The 18,269-nt window shown below is 63.7% G+C and carries 16 protein-coding genes and 1 tRNA gene; 10 read left to right on the top strand and 7 right to left on the bottom strand.

Annotation, left to right across the window (positions count from 1 at the left end; all coding sequences use genetic code 11):
* Window positions 1-12: 12 nt before the first annotated feature.
* Genes secF through yajC form a run of 3 tightly spaced genes read right to left on the bottom strand, consistent with a single transcriptional unit; the run spans window position 13 to window position 2,958 of the window.
* Window positions 13-990 carry a protein translocase subunit SecF gene (gene secF / locus ACFDTG_RS09315; RefSeq protein WP_375290756.1) on the bottom strand — a complete coding sequence of 326 codons (978 nt, stop codon included), beginning with the start codon at window positions 988-990 and terminating at the stop codon, window positions 13-15.
* A 14-nt stretch (window positions 991-1,004) separates the two neighbouring features.
* Window positions 1,005-2,603, bottom strand: a complete 1,599-nt coding sequence (secD, locus tag ACFDTG_RS09310) for a protein translocase subunit SecD (RefSeq protein ID WP_375290755.1) — start codon at window positions 2,601-2,603, stop codon at window positions 1,005-1,007.
* A gap of 22 nt (window positions 2,604-2,625) precedes the next feature.
* On the bottom strand, window positions 2,626-2,958 hold the full coding sequence (gene yajC, locus ACFDTG_RS09305) for a preprotein translocase subunit YajC (protein WP_375290754.1): 333 nt from the start codon (window positions 2,956-2,958) through the stop codon (window positions 2,626-2,628).
* 216 nt (window positions 2,959-3,174) lie between these two features.
* Here yajC and ACFDTG_RS09300 point away from each other — a divergent pair.
* Window positions 3,175-3,251 (top strand) — tRNA-Pro (locus ACFDTG_RS09300).
* Between the two features lie 45 nt (window positions 3,252-3,296).
* On the opposite strand, the gene ACFDTG_RS09295 is transcribed toward ACFDTG_RS09300, so the two are convergent.
* Both ACFDTG_RS09295 and ACFDTG_RS09290 read right to left on the bottom strand, forming a co-directional pair.
* On the bottom strand, window positions 3,297-4,400 hold the full coding sequence (locus tag ACFDTG_RS09295; RefSeq protein ID WP_375290753.1) for a copper resistance protein B: 1,104 nt from the start codon (window positions 4,398-4,400) through the stop codon (window positions 3,297-3,299).
* On the bottom strand, window positions 4,400-6,211 hold the full coding sequence (locus ACFDTG_RS09290) for a copper resistance system multicopper oxidase (protein ID WP_375290752.1): 1,812 nt from the start codon (window positions 6,209-6,211) through the stop codon (window positions 4,400-4,402). Before ACFDTG_RS09290 ends, ACFDTG_RS09295 begins: the two co-directional genes overlap by 1 nt.
* Before the next feature lie 83 nt (window positions 6,212-6,294).
* Between ACFDTG_RS09290 and ACFDTG_RS09285 the strand changes: the two genes are divergently transcribed.
* The 4 genes from ACFDTG_RS09285 (at window position 6,295) to ACFDTG_RS09270 (ending at window position 8,447) form a co-directional block, all read left to right on the top strand.
* Window positions 6,295-6,585: a metal-sensitive transcriptional regulator gene (locus tag ACFDTG_RS09285; RefSeq protein WP_375290751.1), complete on the top strand. Its 291-nt coding sequence runs from the start codon at window positions 6,295-6,297 to the stop codon at window positions 6,583-6,585.
* Window positions 6,582-7,355: a glutaredoxin family protein gene (locus ACFDTG_RS09280; RefSeq protein WP_375290750.1), complete on the top strand. Its 774-nt coding sequence runs from the start codon at window positions 6,582-6,584 to the stop codon at window positions 7,353-7,355. The genes ACFDTG_RS09285 and ACFDTG_RS09280 overlap by 4 nt, the downstream gene beginning before the upstream one ends.
* A gap of 124 nt (window positions 7,356-7,479) precedes the next feature.
* Window positions 7,480-7,962, top strand: a complete 483-nt coding sequence (locus ACFDTG_RS09275; protein ID WP_375290770.1) for a DUF305 domain-containing protein — start codon at window positions 7,480-7,482, stop codon at window positions 7,960-7,962.
* Complete coding sequence (locus ACFDTG_RS09270; protein WP_375290749.1) at window positions 7,959-8,447, top strand: DUF6692 family protein; 489 nt, start codon at window positions 7,959-7,961, stop codon at window positions 8,445-8,447. The genes ACFDTG_RS09275 and ACFDTG_RS09270 overlap by 4 nt, the downstream gene beginning before the upstream one ends.
* A gap of 149 nt (window positions 8,448-8,596) precedes the next feature.
* Here ACFDTG_RS09270 and ACFDTG_RS09265 read toward each other — a convergent pair whose 3' ends face one another.
* Complete coding sequence (locus ACFDTG_RS09265) at window positions 8,597-10,234, bottom strand: ShlB/FhaC/HecB family hemolysin secretion/activation protein (protein WP_375290748.1); 1,638 nt, start codon at window positions 10,232-10,234, stop codon at window positions 8,597-8,599.
* A 148-nt stretch (window positions 10,235-10,382) separates the two neighbouring features.
* On the opposite strand from ACFDTG_RS09265, the gene ACFDTG_RS09260 reads away from it, so the two are divergent.
* Window positions 10,383-12,281 (top strand): FecR domain-containing protein, encoded by a 1,899-nt coding sequence (locus ACFDTG_RS09260; RefSeq protein WP_375290747.1) that lies wholly within the window; start codon window positions 10,383-10,385, stop codon window positions 12,279-12,281.
* A 30-nt stretch (window positions 12,282-12,311) separates the two neighbouring features.
* A complete protein-coding gene (locus ACFDTG_RS09255; RefSeq protein WP_375290746.1) occupies window positions 12,312-14,609 on the top strand; it encodes a putative bifunctional diguanylate cyclase/phosphodiesterase in 2,298 nt (765 codons plus the stop codon).
* Between the two features lie 104 nt (window positions 14,610-14,713).
* Here the strand turns inward: ACFDTG_RS09255 and ACFDTG_RS09250 are convergent, their stop codons facing one another.
* A complete protein-coding gene (locus tag ACFDTG_RS09250) occupies window positions 14,714-15,322 on the bottom strand; it encodes a TetR family transcriptional regulator (protein ID WP_375290745.1) in 609 nt (202 codons plus the stop codon).
* A gap of 197 nt (window positions 15,323-15,519) precedes the next feature.
* On the opposite strand from ACFDTG_RS09250, the gene ACFDTG_RS09245 reads away from it, so the two are divergent.
* From ACFDTG_RS09245 to ACFDTG_RS09235, 3 genes are all read left to right on the top strand, one after another.
* Window positions 15,520-16,500 (top strand): alpha/beta hydrolase, encoded by a 981-nt coding sequence (locus ACFDTG_RS09245; RefSeq protein WP_375290744.1) that lies wholly within the window; start codon window positions 15,520-15,522, stop codon window positions 16,498-16,500.
* A 152-nt stretch (window positions 16,501-16,652) separates the two neighbouring features.
* The gene (locus ACFDTG_RS09240; protein WP_375290743.1) at window positions 16,653-17,162 is read left to right on the top strand and encodes a 2Fe-2S iron-sulfur cluster-binding protein; all 510 of its coding nucleotides are present in this window, start codon (window positions 16,653-16,655) and stop codon (window positions 17,160-17,162) included.
* Window positions 17,159-18,139, top strand: coding sequence for an FAD binding domain-containing protein (locus ACFDTG_RS09235; protein ID WP_375290742.1), 981 nt, complete (start codon window positions 17,159-17,161; stop codon window positions 18,137-18,139). Before ACFDTG_RS09240 ends, ACFDTG_RS09235 begins: the two co-directional genes overlap by 4 nt.
* Window positions 18,140-18,269 lie beyond the last annotated feature (130 nt).

Genomic DNA, 18,269 nt, shown 5'->3' with positions numbered 1-18,269 from the left:
GCCCGGGGCCGCTCAGGCTTCGCCGCGCGCGATGCGCTCCTGCTTTTCCGCGGCGGTTTCGGTGGGGACGAAGCTGTTATTATTCACCCCGAACCACACCAGCAGCGGCGCGGCCATGTAGATCGAGCTGTAGGTACCCACGAAAATGCCCAGCGTGATCGCGGCGGTAAGACCGAACAGGCTTTCCGGCCCGAACAGCAGCAGCGGAACCAGCGCGATCAGCAGGGTGAGACTGGTCATGACGGTTCGCGCCAGCGTTTCGTTCACCGACAGATCGAGCAGCTCGGGCAGCGGCATCTTGCGGTATTTCTTCAGATTTTCGCGGATGCGATCATAGACCACGATGGTATCGTTCAGCGAGTAGCCGACGATGGCCAGAATGGCGGCGATGATTTGGAGGCTGAATTCCAGCTGGAACAGCGCGAACATCCCCAGCGTCAGACTGACGTCGTGGAACAGGGCGAACAGGCCGCCGAGGCCGAACTGCCATTCGAAGCGCAGCCAGATATAGCCCGCGACCGCAATCATGGCGAAGAGCAGCGCCTGCACGGCCTGGCTGCGGAATTCGCCCGCCACCTTGCCCGAAACAGTATCGTTGCCATCCCGGCGGGCGTCGGGATATTCGCTGGAGATCGCCTGGATCACCTGTTCGCCGATGCGGGTCGCCGCACCGGGCGTGTTTTCCGCCTCTTCGGGCAGGCGAACGCGGATCGACACCTGATTGTCGGCTCCGAAACGCTGGATGGTGGGCTCTCCGAAACCGAGACCGCCCACCAATTCGCGCAGCGAGGCGATCGGCGCCTCTCGCTGCTGCGTGAAGGTGAGCCGCACTTCCTGGCCGCCGGCGAAATCGACGCCGTAGTTCAGGCCCTTGGTCATCACCAGGCCCCAGCTCGCCGCGATCAGGATCAGCGAGACGACGAAGAACGGCACCCGCCACTTGAGGAAGTGGATGTTGGTATCGTCGGGGACAAGCTTGAGAAGTTTCATGTCGTGTCAGTCCCTCAGATGTTCAGGTCTGCCGGGCGCGCCTTGCGCAACCAGGATGCCACCCACATGCGAGTCATCGAAACCGCGGTGAAGACAGAGGTGAAAAGGCCAATCACCAGCACAACCGCGAAGCCGCGGACCGGGCCGGAGCCGAAGATGAACAGCAGCGCGCCGGCGATGAGATTGGTGACGTTGGCATCGTAAATGGCCCGGCTGGCTTCCTTGTAGCCGGTTTCGATCGCGGTCACCACGCGGCGTCCGCGCTTGCGTTCTTCGCGGATACGCTCGTTGATCAGCACGTTCGCGTCCACGGCGGCACCGATGGTAAGCACGAAGCCGGCGATGCCGGGCAGCGTCAGCGTGGTGTTGAGAATGGCCATGATGCCCAGGATCATCAGCACGTTCAGCACCAGCGCGAAGGTCGAATAGATGCCAAACCGCCCGTAGGTGGAAATCATCAGCACGATCACCAGCAGCGATCCGATCGCCATCGCGATCATGCCCTTGCGGATCGAATCGGCGCCAAGATCGGGGCCCACCGTGCGCTGTTCGATCACGGTCAGATCCACCGGCAGGGCGCCGGAGCGCAGCGCGATGGCCAGATTGTTGGCGCTTTCCGGCGTGAAGCTGCCCGAGATGCGGGCGGCGCCGCCCAGGATCGGTTCGTTGATATTGGGGGCGGAAATCACCTCGTTATCGAGGATGATCGCGAACGGCTTGTTGACGTTCTTGGTGGTGAGATCGGCGAAACGCTTGCCGCCGGTGCTGTCGAACTGGATGTTGACGAGCGGTTCGTTGGTCTGCGGATCGACGCTGGCATTGGCGCCGACGAGATTGTCACCGCGGATGCCGCCCAGCCGCTTTACCGCCAGGCTGGTGCCCTGCTGGGGCGATCCTTCGGCGAAGGGGAATATCTGCGATCCGGGAGGGGCGATGCCCTGCGCCACGTCGCTCGGCAGCGCGCCTTCGTCGACCAGCTTAAATTCTAGCTTCGCCGTCTGGCCCAGCAGCTCCTTGAGCGCGCTGGGATCGGAGAGGCCGGGAACCTGCACCACGATGCGGGTATCGCCCTGGCGCAGGATGGTCGGCTCGCGCGTGCCCAGCTCGTCGATACGCTTGCGCACCACTTCCACCGCGACATCCATCGCGTCCTTCACCGCCACTTCAAGCGCGGCCTGGGACGGCGTCAGCACGATACGCGATCCATCGACCACGCTCAGCGTCCAGTCTTGCGACAGGCCGGATCCGTTCATGATCGGCATCAGCACTTCGCGCGCCCGGTCGATATCGCCCGGGTTGCCAAGCATGAAGCTCAGTCGTCCGCCGCGGGTGGACACGTCGCCGATCTGGATCCTGGGTTCTGCACCGCGCATCGCTGTGCGGACCGATTCCTCCATCGTCTCCAGCCGCTGCTGCGCGACCTGCGCGGTGTCGGCTTCCAGCAGGAGATGGCTGCCGCCGGCGAGGTCCAGGCCCAGATTTATCGTGGGACTGGGAAGCGCGGCGGGCCAGCGGATCGAGGTGAAGGACAGCAGCGAGGGGAGCGCAGCGAGCATGAAGATCGCGCACAAGGCCCAGTAGAACGCTTTCTTCCAGGTGGGATAGTCGAGCATGACGGCTGCGTTTTCCCCGCGCTCAGTCGTTGGCGGCCGCGCCGGCGGCGCCGGGCTTGATCACATCGCCGATGGTGGACTTCACCGCGCGCACCTTCACACCCTTGGCGATTTCCAGTTCGGCATAGGTATCGTCAACCTTGGTGACCTTGCCCACGATGCCGCCGGCGGTGACGACTTCGTCCCCGCGCTGGAGCCCGGCAACCTTGGCCTGGTGGGCCTTCTGCTGGCGCATCTGCGGGCGAATGATCAGGAACCAGAAGATCGCGATCATGCCCACGATGGGCAGCCAGCCCATCCATGCGGGTGGGGCGTCGGCGGCGCCGGTCGTGGCGGCGGCGAGGATATTCAGCATCGTGAAGAAGAACCTATCGGGTCGTTGCTTGCAAAGTCATCCCCGGCGCATGTTGCGCGGTGATGCACGAAATGCGGGCGCGCCTAGCAGCATTGTAATCGCCCTGCAACGCGGCTTGCGATGCGCGCAAGGAACATGTCCCGCAAAGAACAATGCCGCGCTCAGACCGCTTGCCATCGCCGCCAGCCCCCGCTAATGGGCCGCCCTCCACTGGAACGGGACGTAGCGCAGCCTGGTAGCGCATCACACTGGGGGTGTGGGGGTCGGAGGTTCGAATCCTCTCGTCCCGACCAGTGGACTTACCCTCTCATGACCGACGCGGACTGGCATGGCCCGCTTCAGAACCAGAAGCGGACCCCTGCCACCAGGCTGGTGGCGCTGACATGTTCGCCGGCTGCACGGGCATAATCCGCGCTGCCGCCCACGCGCCATTCCTGCGCCACACCGACATAGGGGGCGAATTCGCGTGCGATCTCATAGCGCAGGCGCAGGCCGATCTCGACCGAGTCCAACCCGGCGCCGATGCCGAGCTCCGGCACGTCCTGCGCGGACAGGTTCAGCTCGGCGCGCGGCTGGAGAACCAGGCGCTGGGTGATGAGCTGGTCCAGCTCCGCCTCGGCCCGTGCCGTCAGATCGCCCTCGTCCGATAGGAACAGGGTGCCGTCGACCTCGAACTTATAGGGAGCCAGGCCCTGGATCCCGAGCGCGAGATGCGTGCGGTCGGGCCCGGCAGAATCGTGGCGCAACCCAGCGTTGAGATCGAACCATGGGCCGATGGCGTGGCTCCACAGCGCCTGCACCTCGGCCTGTTCCGCCTCGCCTCCGAAGCTGCCCTCCCCCTCGCTCTTGATGGTCAAGCGGTCGAGATCGCCGCCGAACCAGGCCTGGCCTTCCCACAGATAGCCGTCCTGCCCCTCGCGCGCCCGATATTCGAGGCGGTCGATCATCAGGCTGGCGAAGCTCTGGCCCCCATTCTCATGGACCAGCGCCCGACGAGAAGGAGCCATGGCTGCGGCGCCCCAGATCGCATCGGCGGCGCGCGGCGGCCCCGAACCTGCTGCGGCAGGGGGCGGAAGCGTGGGAATGGGCTCCATCGCCATGGCGCCGTGATCCATGTCTGCGTGATCCATGGTGGCATGGTCCGTAGACCCATGACCCTCTGCCTCGTGATCCATGGAGGAATGGTCCATCGCCTCTGTATGACGGGGGGAATCAACCGGATCCGACGCTTGCGAGTCTGCTTGTCCCTCGCAGGCGTTTTCGGGAACGGCATGGCCCATCGCACGGTGCCGCTTCGCTTCCCTCTCGCAGTCGGGCTGCGCAGCAGCCTGCTGGCTCTCCGCTTGCGCCGTGGGCATCGCATGATCCGCATGGCCCTGATGCCCTTGGGCGAGCGCGGGGGCCGCCGTGCCGGCGAGCAGAATTATCGCGAACACGCGCATCAGCTTTCCCCCACCCGCTCGATATCGGGCTCCTGCGGGGGTTTTCGCACCGTCACCACCTGGAACATGCCTGCATGCATGTGATAGAGGAGGTGGCAGTGAAACGCCCAGTCGCCCTGCTCGTCCGCGGTCAGGTCGAACGTGGCGCTGCCGCCGGGCTGAACGATCATGGTGTGCTTTTGCGGCTGGCGGTCGGCGGGCGCGCCGTTGACCAGTTCGAAGAAATGCCCGTGAAGATGGATCGGGTGCGCCATCATCGTGTCGTTCACCAGCTTAACCCGCACCCTTTCGTTATAGGCGAAGCGGATCGGATCATCGGAAACGGCAGTGAACTTCTTGCCGTCGAACGACCACATGTAGCGTTCCATGTTCCCGGTGAGGTGGATTTCCATTTGCCGGGAAGGCTGGCGGAGGTCGTCGTTGGGCTTCAACGCAACCAGATCCCTGTAGGTGAGGACCTTGTGGCCCACGCCGTCGAGGCCAATGCCGGGATCGCCCATGCGGTCGACCGGATTCATCGACACCATGTCGATGCCGGGGCCGACCTTCACGCTGGGCGGCAGCTTGGAGACGTCGCGCATGTCCATGCCATGCATGTCCATGGTGCCCATCGCCATCGCGTCCGACTCGGAGCTCGCGGATGGCATGGCATGTCCCATCGCCGCATGATCCATCTCGCCGTGATCCATGCCGCCGTGGTCCATCCCGCCCATCCCCATATCGGCCATGGTCAGCAGCGGCGGATCGCGCAGCGGCGGTACCGCTGCCCGCGCACCCGGTATGGTGGCAAGCGTCGCCAGAGCCATGCCTGACCGGTCCATGCTTTCGGCGATGATGGAATGGGCCGTGGCGGTCGGCTCCACCAAGATGTCGTAGGTTTCGGCCACCCCGATCTGGAATTCCTCCACCTCGACCGGGCGCACGTCCTGCCCGTCGGCGGCCACCACGCGGAACTTCGCGCCGGGGATCCGAAGGTTGAAGAAGGTCATCGCGCTGCCGTTGATGATCCGCAGCCGCACGCGCTCGCCCGGGCGGAACAGGAATTCGGCCCCCTCCCCTGGCCCGCGTCCATTGGCGAGATAGGTGTAGGTCGATCCGGTCACGTCCAGGATATCGGTCGCCATCATGCGCATGCGCGCCCACATGCGCCGGTCCTCGCCCGATAGGGGATAGTCGTCGGTCCAGCTCGTCTGCTGGTAGTTGAAGTACCCCTCCCCCTTCTTCAGCTTGCTCATGATCGCATGGGGATGCCGCGGCGTGAATTCGCTCAACAGCAGCACATGGTCCCGATCCGCCTGAACCGGGTCGCTGCCTGCCGGGTCGATCACGATGGGGCCATAGTGCCCCGCCTGTTCCTGAAGCCCGGAATGGCTGTGCCACCAGTAGGTGCCGTGCTGGCGGATGGGAGGAAGGTCGTAAACGAAGGTTTCGCCCGGCGCGATGCCCGGAAAGCTTACGCCCGGCACCCCGTCGAACTGGAACGGCAGGAGCAGCCCGTGCCAATGGATCGAGCTGTCCTCGTCCAGCGTGTTCGTCACGCGCAGGCGCACCGGCTGCCCTTCCTTGAGGCGGACGAGCGGGCCGGGAACGCTGCCGTTGACGGCGATGGCGTGTCCGGTGCGGCCCTGCACCATGCGTGATCCCTCACCGATGGTCAGCGCAATCTCCCGGCCCGACACTTCGTCGAACCCGGGGCGAATCGCGGAATCGTGCAGATCGGCACCGCGCGCCCAGGCGGGCAGCGCCATCAGGCCGGTGCCGAGCGCGCCCGTGCCGAGCAGCCGACGGCGCGACAGCGAAGATCCAATCATGTTCAGGCCGCTCCTTCGATACGGAACCAGATTACCCCCCGGCGGTATATAGGCAAGACAGTCACGCCTTCCATAAGTTCCCTATGAAACCGGAAAACCATAGCTCCATCGACCGTCAGAGTACCCTCAACCGGTTGCGCCGGGTCGAAGGCCAGGTGCGCGGAATCGCCCGCATGGTGGAGGATGAACGATACTGCATCGACATCCTCACACAGATGCAGGCCGTGAAGGCAGCCTTCGCCAAGGTCGAGAGCGAAATCCTAAAGCAGCATGCCGCCTGCTGCGTGGCCGAAGCCATTGCGAGCGGCGATCCCGACGAACAGACGCAGAAGTTCACCGAACTGGTCACCCTGTTCGAGAAAGCGAGACGATGAGCGACCGCAAGCAAGCTAGGAAAGCCACCGTTTACCGGATGGTGATGCCCGAACACATCTGCCCCTATGGGCTCAAGACCGTGGATCTGCTGAAACGCGAAGGCTTCGAGATCGAGGACCATCATCTCGAAACGCGGGAAGAGACCGACGCCTTCAAGGCCCGGTATGAGGTGGAAACGACGCCGCAAACCTTTATCGGGGGTGAGCGCATCGGGGGCTACGACAAGGTCCGGGAATATTTCGGCAAGACACCGCTGGACCAGGGCGAGGACGCAACGAGTTACCAGCCGGTCATTGCCATCTTCTCCATGGCCGCGCTGCTGGGTCTGGCACTGAGCTGGTATGCGTTCGGCGAGCTGCTTACCATCCAGGCGGCGGAGTGGTTCGTCAGCCTGTCCATGGCGTTTCTGGCGGTCCAGAAGCTGCAGGACATCCGCAGCTTCTCGACGATGTTCCTCAATTACGATCTGCTTGCGCGGCGGTGGGTGCGATACGGATTCATCTATCCATTCGGCGAAGCGCTGGCGGCCGTATTGATGGTCGCGCATGCCTTGCCCATCATCTCGGTGCCTGTGGCGCTGTTCATCGGCACGGTGGGCGCGGCCAGCGTCTTCAAGGCCGTCTATATAGACAAGCGGGAACTCAAATGCGCCTGCGTCGGGGGCGGCAGCAACGTACCGCTCGGCTTCGTATCGCTGACAGAGAACCTGTTCATGATCGGCATGGGTCTGTGGATGGGCGCCCGCGCGCTGGGCTGGATCACGGTATGACGGGCAGGGCTGTCGATCCGATCCCGAACCAGAAGGAGACTTGATCTTGCAAGACCGCACTGGGCACCGAACGCAACCGCACCAAGGGCACGATGGGGGCGGCAATTACTGGCGCTTCATGGCGATGGTCGCAACCTCCACCGTCATTATGTTCTTCCTGATGTACGCCAACACCTTCGAGGCCGATCACATCTTCTGGAGCGAGACGCGCTTCTGGATGATGTTCGTCATGGGGGCGATGATGATGGTCGTCATGCTGCTGTTCATGTGGAGCATGTACCGCGACCGGCGAAAGAACTTTATCATCCTGGGCGTGGGCGCCGTCGTCTTCGCGCTGGCCCTATGGCTGGTGCGCAGCCAGGCGACCGTGGACGACAGCGAATACATGGCGGCGATGATCCCGCATCATTCCATCGCCATCATGACCAGCGAACGGGCGCATCTGCGTGATCCGCGCGTCCGCAAGCTGGCCCACGACATCATCCTCGCCCAGCGGCGGGAAATCGCGCAGATGCGATATCTGATCGCCGATATCGAAAAGAACGGGGTGAGAACGTCGGAACACCTTCCCGACGGCGTCGCCGCACCGGAGGGAGGGACGCGATGATCCGCCTAACGATCGTCGCCGCAGTCCTCGCTCTGGGGCTGTCGGGTTGCAATCGAAACACCGCAATCGGCAATGATCGCGAGGCGCAGGTGGACCCTATGCCGACCGCAGCCCCCGTGGAACCTGCCGCCGCCGCGCTGGCAAACGTCGCGAGCGAAATCATCAAGCCCGAGACGATGTCCAATGCGGACGTGCGGAAAATCGGAGGCCGCGAGGGCAAATGCGTCTTCACCTTCACAGAGGTCGCCTACCCAGCCTTCATCTATCAACCCGGACGTCGCGGGGTCATCAAGCTGAACAGCAAACTTGTCCCCCTAAGTGCGGCGGGTGAAAACCGTTATGAGAGCGGCGGGCTCCTAATCGTGACCCAAGAGGTTGACGCAACCGGAGATGCCGGTCGGCAGGCTCTCGACCTGATCGTCGTCCCGCCGGGGGCCCGGGATGAAATCGGCTACAGAGGCTATGTAGCCTGCACGAAACCATAACGATATTTCTATTAATATATATTTTTCATAGCGCTAAGATCGATATCTAGACGAAATTGAGATTGAAACGCAGGAGTACACGGACGTGACCGAGAATTAATCTCGAGTTCTGACGTATATATCTGTAATAGCGCTACTTTTTACGCTAGCTAGAAGTAGCGCGTAACCGAAAACCGTATGCGTGGCGCCTTGGAGCTGGTTTCGTACCGGTCTCCGGTCAGCGGGGCGGCCACCTCGAAGCTGGCGTCGGTCTTGCGGTCCACGTCGAAACGGATGCCGCCGCCGGCCGACGCCAGAGTGCCGCCGCCGGTTCCGCTGGACAGGTTCGACACCTTGCCCCCATCCACGAACGCGTAGGGTTCGACGCCGTTGATAGGCCCCACCTTCTTCAGGTCGTAGCTCACCTCGAGGTAACCCATCACACCTTCATCGCCCGAACGCTCGCTGTAATCATATCCGCGACCGTACCGGGCGCCGCCCAACCCGATCTCTTCGGAAACCAGCAGCGGCTTGTCGGCCAGCTGCGAGCTGACCGAGATGGTTGTGCTCGCACGCCCGGTGATCGGTGCGGACCATTGCGCCAGCATGGCAAGCGATGTGAAGGTTCCGTCCGCATCGCTGCGCGATCTCATCGGATCGCCAGCCTCGGTAGCGCTCAAGATGTCGAGACCGTGGGAGACTGTGATCCGGCTTTGCAGACTGCCTCCAGCCAGCTTGGTGATGCCTGCCCACCCGACACGGGCCACGGCAAGTCGATCGCGGCGCGACAGGGTGTCGGCGCGTTCCTGCCGCAGCTGGCGAAGCGAAAAGGACGCATCGACCCACAGGCTGCTCCTGACCGTCCGCTCCAGGGGGCGGGACACGCCCGCCGAAGCCATCCAGCTTTCTCCCGTAAGGTCGAACTGCTCGAGGTAAGACCCTGGTTTGCTGCGTGAAAACGATCCCGAGACCGAAACCTCGGTACCGCCGTCGTCGGCGCGTTTTGCGTAGCGGACACGGGCGAAGCCGAGCTCGCTCGGTTCGGGAAGCGCAGACAGGAGATAAGCCTGAAGGGAATCGTCATGCGAGAACAGCCCGTTAGCCTGCACGAATGCGAAGCTTTCGAAAGGCCCGATAGGCTTGGTCGAATCGTTGTCGAAGCTGAACTGACCACGGAACCGATCGTAGAACCCCTGAACCACCAGAACATTGCGTCCCGCGTCACGCCGGATGGTGGTTTCGCGAATGGAAATCCCGTCCACGTCGCGTGCCAGCATAAGGGCGCGCTCCAGCTGACGGACAGTGACGGGCGCGCCGGTGATCAATCCACGAAGAATGGCTTGTATCCGCCTGTTTTGAAATCCCTTAACCTCGATTTCGTCGACCTGGCCTTCGTCGATCTCGACGCGCAGGATGGCGCCCTCCAGTGACTGAGGTATTACGCTCGCCGACGCCAGGGGAAACCGCTTGCGGGCACGGTCTGCCAATCTGTCGGCCAGATCCGAAACTTCAGTTGACGATAAGGTTTGCCCGATAAAGCTCTGAACTATATCTGAGAAATTCGAGTTTCGGAGCTGTTTGAGCCCCGTGATCTCAATGGCGCCGACGAACAGGTTTTCGCCAGTTGCACCTTGGGCCGTTTGCTGGCTCTCCACCTCGGGCGTGGTGACGGGAGCAGTTCTCAAGCTCTCCACCTTGCGATCTTCGAGGCGTGTCGGCTCGACGCGATCAAGCACCTCCTGCGCCGAAGCGGCGTAGGGACCCGTTAACCCGATCAAGGCAAGAATAAAGCTGACAATCCAGCGCATGGCGATCCCGGACGGCGCGAAAAAGAAGTCGCCTATGCGGGTTAATCGTTGAGAAAACATAAAAGACCTGAAGCGGTTAACTCTGTCCGAAAAGGATGTGTCAGCACCCGGCGCGGTAATGTGACCACGTAATCGCGCGGAGTCCCCAATGATCAAGTCCATCACCCGCCTCGCCGTTATCGGCTTGATGTGCACCTCCAGTACCCAGGCCATCGCCCAATCGGCGGACTGGGTCGTCAGCGAGGTACGTGGCGCGGTGACCATCGTGAGTGCGAAGGGAAGGACCGCGGCCAGCCGCGGCGCACCCGTCAATATCGGCGATACCGTCGTGACCGGAGCCGGCGCACGCGCCGTTCTGGTGCACAAAAAGGATTTCGTGACCGTGGCGGCCAACAGCCGCATCCGCATCCCGGCCGAAAAGAGCGGGTCGGCCATCACCCAGTTCTTCCAGGAGATCGGCAACGCGATCTTCAATGTCGAGAAACGCGGCACACCGCATTTCTCGGTCGACACTCCTTATCTGGCGGCGGTGGTGAAGGGCACCGTCTTCTCCGTCACCGTGGGGGCTGACCGCACATCGCTTCAGGTTACCGAGGGCGCAGTCGAAGTCGCCACCAACGACGGCGGTGCGCGCGAATTGATCCGACCGGGATCGATCGCCATGATCGCGGCGTCCGACCGTTACCGGCTGAATATTAGCGGTGATCAGGCGGCGGTCGTGGACTCGCCCGCCCGCGCGGAGGCACCTGCCGATGCACCGGGCGCGCCTACCGAGCCTGCCGGGACCGTCACCGCTCCTGCTCCCGATGCCTCGGGCCCGGCATCGTTCGAGCCGGCCGCCGTCCAGATCGAACAGGTCATCAGCAGCAAGCCGGTCGATCTGGCCTCGGCAACCAACGGACTGGTCACCGGTCCTTCTCCGGTCGCCATCGCGGCGGTGGGGCTGACCAAGGCATCAATCGTCGAAACGGCGGGCGGCGGAATCGTAGACGCGGGAGCAGCAGCCCCGCCCTCTGCGGCTGTCATAGCCCCCGCTCCGGTTTCGGAGAGCGCTCCGGCGGGACCCGCCGCCCCCACCAATCCGCCTGTCGAACTCCCCGCTCCGGCAGCGGCCGATGATATCGGGGAGCCTGCAGATGCCGGGAAGCCAGCAGACGCAGGGAAGCCAGCAGACGCCGGTGGGAAGTCAGAAAATGTTGGTCAACCCGCAGATGCTGGAAAGCCGGGGAACACCGGTAAGCCCGATGACGGTGGCAAACCGGACAATCCCGGCAAGTCCGAAGACGCTGGAAAACCTGCCGACACTGGCAAGCCTGAAGACGCTGGAAAACCTGCAGGTACTGGCAAGCCTGAGGACACTGGCAAGCCCGAGAATGCCGGAAAACCCGACACGGCCAACAAGCCCGACGCCCCCGGTAAGCCGGACGACGTTGGCGCCGCAAAGCCCGACGATACCAGTGGACCAGAGGCTGGAAAGCCTGAACACGCAGGCAAAGCCGAAGACGTAGGCAAACCGGAAGATGCGGGTAAGGCCGAGAATACCGGTAAACCCGATAAGGCCGGCAAACCCGACTCCGCTGGCACACCCGAAAGCTCCGGGAAGCCAGCCGATAGCGGTGGACCCGAAAACGTCGACAAGACCGAGAAAGGCGGCAAACCGGAGAATGCCGGCAAGCCTTCAGACCTCGGAAAGCCCGAGGATGCCGCTATCGGCAAACCCACAGACGCAGCCGGTCCCGAAGCGACGGCCATGCCGGTGGAAGTTAGCAAGCCCGAGACCACCCCCGATAGCGTCATTATACCCAAGCCCGAGGCACCAGTCTCGCCCGAAGCACCGGTCAAGCCCGAAGCACCGGTGAAGCCTGTGGAACCGGGAAAACCCTTGGGCGCGCTCGACCCCGTCCCTACGCCCTTACCGGACGCCGCACCGCCTATGAAGGACGCCAAGCCGGATCATCTCATAGATCCCGCAAAACTGCTCGACAAGGTGCTGACGACTGTCAAGGATATCGTGAAGCCCGGCAAGCCTGACGGATCGCGTCGGTAAGGCGCGGCCCGGAACGTGCGAACCAAGTCCATGTCAGCAGGACAATCCGACAACGATGCTCCGAAATGGAGGCACGCCGCGCTGACAACGGCTGCGGCGGCCATCGCGGCGTGTGCGCTTTGGCTGACGGGCATGCTTTCGCCCTTCGAACGGGCGCTCCAGTCCACCTTCTTCGCCACCCATTCGTCCGATGCGAGCGGCCAGGTGGTGCTCGTCGAAATGGATGCGGCCAGCCTTGCGGCCATCCGGCGCTGGCCTTGGGACCGGCGTCACTATGCGGCCGTTGTCGACCGGCTGAGCGCGGCGGGCGCCCGCTCGATCGCCTTCGATGTCGACCTCTCGACGGGTTCGCACGCCGTCGCGGACCGCGCGCTGGCCAGCAGCTTCGCCCGGTCGGACAGCCAGATCATCCTGCCAACTTTCTCTCAGCGGGCCAGCCATGCGGATGTCCGGATGCTAGATTCGCTTCCGATCCCGGCGTTTCGCGAATCCGCCACCCTCGCCTCGGTGTCAGTGGTGCCCGACATTGACGGCCAGGTGCGGCGCATGCCGCTCGGCACCGTCACTGCGGACATCCCGCGGCCAGCCCTTTCGGCTCAGATCGCCCAGCGCGGCGGGACCGCCGGACAGGCCTTTCCCCTCGATCTCTCCCTCCGCCTTTCGACCATTCCGCGGCTCAGCTTCATCGATGTGGAACGCGGCGAGTTCGCCGGTGCGAGCGTGGCTGGCAAGGATGTCCTGATCGGCGCCACCGCGGTGGAAATGGGTGATCGATACGCGGTCTCCGGATATGGCGTGATCCCCGGCGTCCTGATCCAGGCAATGGCAGCAGAGACCTTGATGGCCGGCGTGCCGATGGAAACCGATGGTCTCGCCATGCTGATCGTAGCCCTGGGCCTGTGCATGTGGATCGCCCGCACGCCGCGCAAGGCGGATGTCTTCGCCAAATTCGTGTTCGCAACGGTTGCGCTGGCAGGAGTAATGCTGGCAGGCTGGATGTTCCTGCGCGTCCTGATGGGGATGGCTCCGGCGCTGGCCGCAATTTGCGCCGCCACGGGGCTGCGGCTGCTGGTGATATACCGGCAGGAACAGGCTTTCCGCCACACGCATGACCTCGAGACGGGCCTGCCCAACCGCCACGCCATGGCACGTCCCCAGCCCGGCGACGAATTCACCATCGTGGCGGCGATCGGCAATCTCGATCGCCTCCAGGCAGTCCTGGGACCGGAGGGCGCCGCTCAGGCCGTGCGGGGGATCGCCGATCGGATCGCGGTGGCGAGAGGGGGCAGGTGCATCTATCGGGTCGAGGAGAAATCGCTCGCTTGGATCCACACCTTCAACGATGGCCAGCCAGAGGCGGTGTTGCCCGATCTTGCCGAACTGCTGCGTCAGCCGGTCGAGATCGCCGGTCGGCCGGTCGATGCCCAGATCGCCTTCGGCATCGCCGCCGCCGGTTTCACCTCCGAAGCGACCCTGGCCGCCAGCGAGGCGCTGAGGACCGGCGAGCACTGGCACTACCACGAGGCGGCGGAACGCGCGGCGCTCGAACAGCAGATTTCGCTGATGGGCGAACTTGATACCGCTATCGCGCTCGGCCAGCTCGAAGTCGTCTATCAGCCCAAGCTTCATCTCTCGTCCGATACGATCGACGCGGTCGAGGCGCTGGTGCGCTGGAATCATCCCGAGCGCGGCTATCTGCGGCCCGATACCTTCATCCCGCTGGCGGAAACGGCGGACCGGATCGACGACCTTACCCTGTATGTGCTGCGCCGGACGATCGATGACCTGAGCGACTGGTGCGCGCGCGGGCTTGTCCTTCACGCAGCGGTCAACATCTCGGCGCGCCTGCTGTCGAACCCCCGTTTTATCGCAGCGACCGAGGCATTGCTGGCTGGCACGGGTGTCCCGCGCACCCGCCTGATCTTCGAAGTTACCGAATCCGCCGCCTTCCTGGACGCGGGTCTCGCCACCGAAGCGCTGCAATCGTTCCACGAAATGGGCGTCGCCATATCGATGGACGATTACGGCACCGGACAGTCCACTCTCAGCTATCTGAAACGGCTGCCGCTGTCCGAACTGAAGATCGATCGCAGCTTCGTGCAGTTCGCGCATCGTGAGCGCAGCGATGGCCTGATGGTGCGCTCGACGGTGGATCTGGCCCACGAGCTTGGTCTGCGCGTGGTGGCCGAAGGAGTAGAGGACGCCGAATGCATGGCGTTCCTGCGCAGCATCGGATGCGATTATATTCAGGGCTATCTTATCGGCAAGCCGATGAGCGCACTGGATCTGGCAGAGATGCTGGAGCGCGGCTTCAAGCAGGCTGCGTGACCGGGACAACGCTCGCTGGGGTCACGGCTCTGCGTGGGATATGTAATAAGGAAAGCACTGCCGAAAGGGCCGGTGCAGCGCCGAGCCATCCCTGATCGGCTCGATTATGGCTTGCGCAATCCGGCCATCAGGGTTTCGACCGTATGCCGGCGATACCGTTCGTGCAGCGCATCGTCAGCCACTCCGGTCCCCCCGAACACCGAAGACAAGGTGAAGCGATTGCAATAGAGGCCATCGGCTGCGCCGACAGCATTGAAGTAGAACAGCTTGGGGTCGACCGGGCGGAATTCCCCGGACGAGATGCCTTCTTCGATGATCGTCTGCTGCGCATTGGCGAGCGGCTTGAGAAGTTCCTCCGCTATATAGCGCACGCGTTCGGGCGAAGAGTCCCGCACCATCAGCTGGATCAGCCGGTTGAGATAGGGGATCTGGTAATAGGTATCCAGAATGCCCTCCAGATGGATGCGCATCCGCTCGGACGCAGTAACATCAAGCCGCAGCAGCGCCGACAATTGGCGGATCCGGGCGGTCAGATCGCGGTCCAGCAGGGCAAGCAGCATCCCTTCCTTGCTGCCGAAATAATAGCGGATCATACCGTGATTCACCTGGGCACGCGCGGCGATATCGAGGATCCCGATCTCCACCGTATCGAATTCGCGCATCAGGGCACCGGCCGCATCCAGCAGCTTTTCGCGTATGGCGCCCCTTTCCATAGTCCGCTTTGCGCGCATTTCGGCCCCGTCGTTCGGTGTGTGAAAGCAGCAATCGACCGCGCTCGCAACTGCCCTTGCCCCTGGTCTCGCGGGCGATCCGGTCTTGACCCGGCACCTCGCCTGCGCAGATGTGCAGTCCCGGCAGCTCGCTATCGTGGACGCTGGCCGCCGCGCTCCACAAGGGGAAATCGCCTCACATGACTATTCTGGAAGACGTTGCGTTGGCTCATGCGGAGCTGCCCACGGGTGTGACGCTGCGCTACGCGGAGATGGGCACCGGTCCGCTGGTGATCCTGGTCCACGGATTTCCTGAAAGCTGGTACAGCTGGCGACATCAGATTCCCGCCCTCGCCTCTCTGGGCTTCCGTGTAGTGGCGCCGGATGTCCGTGGGTATGGGGGGTCATCCGCGCCGGATGACGTGGAAGCCTACTCGCTGGAGGCGCTGGCCGGGGACATGGCGGCCCTCGCGGCGGCTCTGTCGGAACAGCCGGCCGTCATCGTCGGGCACGATTGGGGCGCGCCGATCGCCTGGACGTCCGCCCTCCTTCATCCCGATCGCTTCCGCGCCGTCGCGGGCCTGTCGGTCCCCCATTCCGCGCCCGGCCCGCTGAGCGCGGATGTGCTTCAGGATCAATTCTTCACCCAGCGCGGGCGCTGGTTCTACCAAGTCGATTTCCAGAACGAAGGCGTGGCCGAGCGGGAGCTTGAGGCGGATCCGGAAGCGGTGATCCGCCAGTTCTACTACGCCTTGTCGGGCGATGCGCCCGAGGGGACCTGGCCCACAGACAAGAAACCGGGCGACGGCCTGCTGAAGGGTCTGCCGGAACCGCCCATGTCGCTGCCCTGGCTTGACCACGACGATGTGGCCTATTTCGCGTCCCAGTTCCGCCAGTCCGGCTTTCGCGGACCGCTCAACCGCTATCGCAACCAGCGCCGCGATCACGCCATGCTGTCGGCGCTGGACTCCCATGTCATCGCGCAGCCCAGCCTGTTTATCGGCGGCACCAGCGATCTCGCCACGCGCCTGGCCGGGCCGGATGCGCTCAAGAAGCTGCACGCCCTCCTCCCGGACCTGCGCGGCGTCCATATGCTGGAGGGCTGCGGCCACTGGACCCAGCAGGAACGCGCCGAGAATTGCTCGCGCTTGCTGGGCGAATGGCTGACCGGTCTGGGTTAGACTTAAACCGCCAACCCCCTCGCCCGTGGGGTCCCGTTGCTATCGGTCGCCGCGCCTGCGCTGGAAATCGATTTTTGTTTCCTGTTATTTTCCGTGAGCTTTGCGGACCTATCTCGTCGCCCGGCCATTGTCGGCAGCAGGAGGACTGAAGCTTGCCCAATCCGATTACCGTCAATGGCGCGCCCCATCCCGTTCCAGACGATCCGCGCGTCAGCCTGCTCGATTTCCTGCGGCACCAGTTGCAGCTGACCGGGACCAAGAAGGGTTGCGACCATGGCCAGTGCGGCGCCTGCACGGTGATGGTCAACGGCGTGCGGATCAATTCCTGCCTGACGCTCGCGGCCATGCACGAAGGCGACAGCGTGACTACGATCGAAGGGCTGGGAACGCCCGATGCGCCCTCCCAGATGCAGCAGGCTTTCCTGGAGCATGACGGGTTTCAGTGCGGCTATTGCACGCCGGGCCAGATCTGCTCCGCCACCGCCCTGCTCGAGGAAATCGCGCTCGGCTGGCCGAGCGATGCCTCTTCCGACCTGGAAGGCCCCATGGAGCTGACCGGCGAGGAGATCCGTGAGCGCATGAGTGGAAATCTCTGCCGCTGCGGCGCCTATACCAACATCGTCGCTGCCATCGAAGAAGTCGCGAAGGAGGCCCGCGCATGAGGCCTTTCGCATTCCAGCGAGCCGAAGGGCTCGATCACGCGCTACAGATCGCCCAACCCGATGGGGCGACGGCCATCGCCGGCGGAACCAATCTTCTCGATCTCATGAAACTGCAGGTCGAAACCCCCGAAACGCTGGTCGACATCAACCCCGCTGGCATGGCGGCGATAGAGGACGATGGAGAGGGTGTGCGCCTGGGGGCTCTTGCCACCAACACCGCCACCGCCGTAAATCCGCGCATCAAACGCGACTATCCCGTGCTTTCCCGGGCCATTCTGGCCGGGGCCACGCAGCAGTTGCGCAACAAGGCGACGAATGGCGGCAATCTGTGTCAGCGGACGCGCTGCTATTACTTCACCAATATCGATCAGCCTTGCAACAAGCGCGAGCCCGGCTCCGGCTGCGGCGCGCTCAAGGGCATCGCCCGGCTGCACGCGGTGCTGGGAACCAGCGACCAGTGCATCGCCACCTATCCGGGTGATATGGCCGTGGCGCTCAGCGCGCTGGATGCAACGGTCCATATTGCCGGTCCGGCCGGCGAGCGGACCGTGCCGGTGCGCGATTTTCACCGCCTTCCAGGCGATACGCCGTGGCGCGACAACGTGCTGGAAGCAGGCGAGCTGATCACCGCCATCACCCTGCCCCGCCCGGTCAAAGGCAAGCAGATCTATCGCAAGGTACGGGAGCGCTCCTCTTATGCTTTCGCGCTGGTTTCCGTGGCCGCGATCGTAGCGATGGACGGGGACAGGATAGCACGTGCCGATCTCGCCTTCGGCGGGCTGGCGCACAAGCCATGGTACGATCCGCGCATTGCGGAGGTTCTCATGGGTCAGGTGCCCGATGCCGCCCTCTTCGATGCGGCCGCCGACGTTCTGCTCGCGGATGCCCGCGGGTTCGGTGAGAATGATTTCAAGATTCCGCTCGCGCGCCGGACGCTGGCGGCGGTGCTCGCGGAAGCGACAGGAGTGGACCTATGACGCAGCATCTCAAGCAGGACGGACCCGTCGACGACAACCGCCTGGATACGATGCACCAAGGTGTGATCGGCAAGCCGATCTCCCGGCTGGACGGACTGGCGAAGGTTACCGGCACCGCACCCTATTCGGC

The organism is Qipengyuania sp., from assembly GCF_042095715.1.
Classification (GTDB): Bacteria; Pseudomonadota; Alphaproteobacteria; order Sphingomonadales; family Sphingomonadaceae; genus Qipengyuania.
Note: the sequence above shows the minus strand (reverse complement) of the source record. Positions and strands in the feature narration are given on the sequence as shown.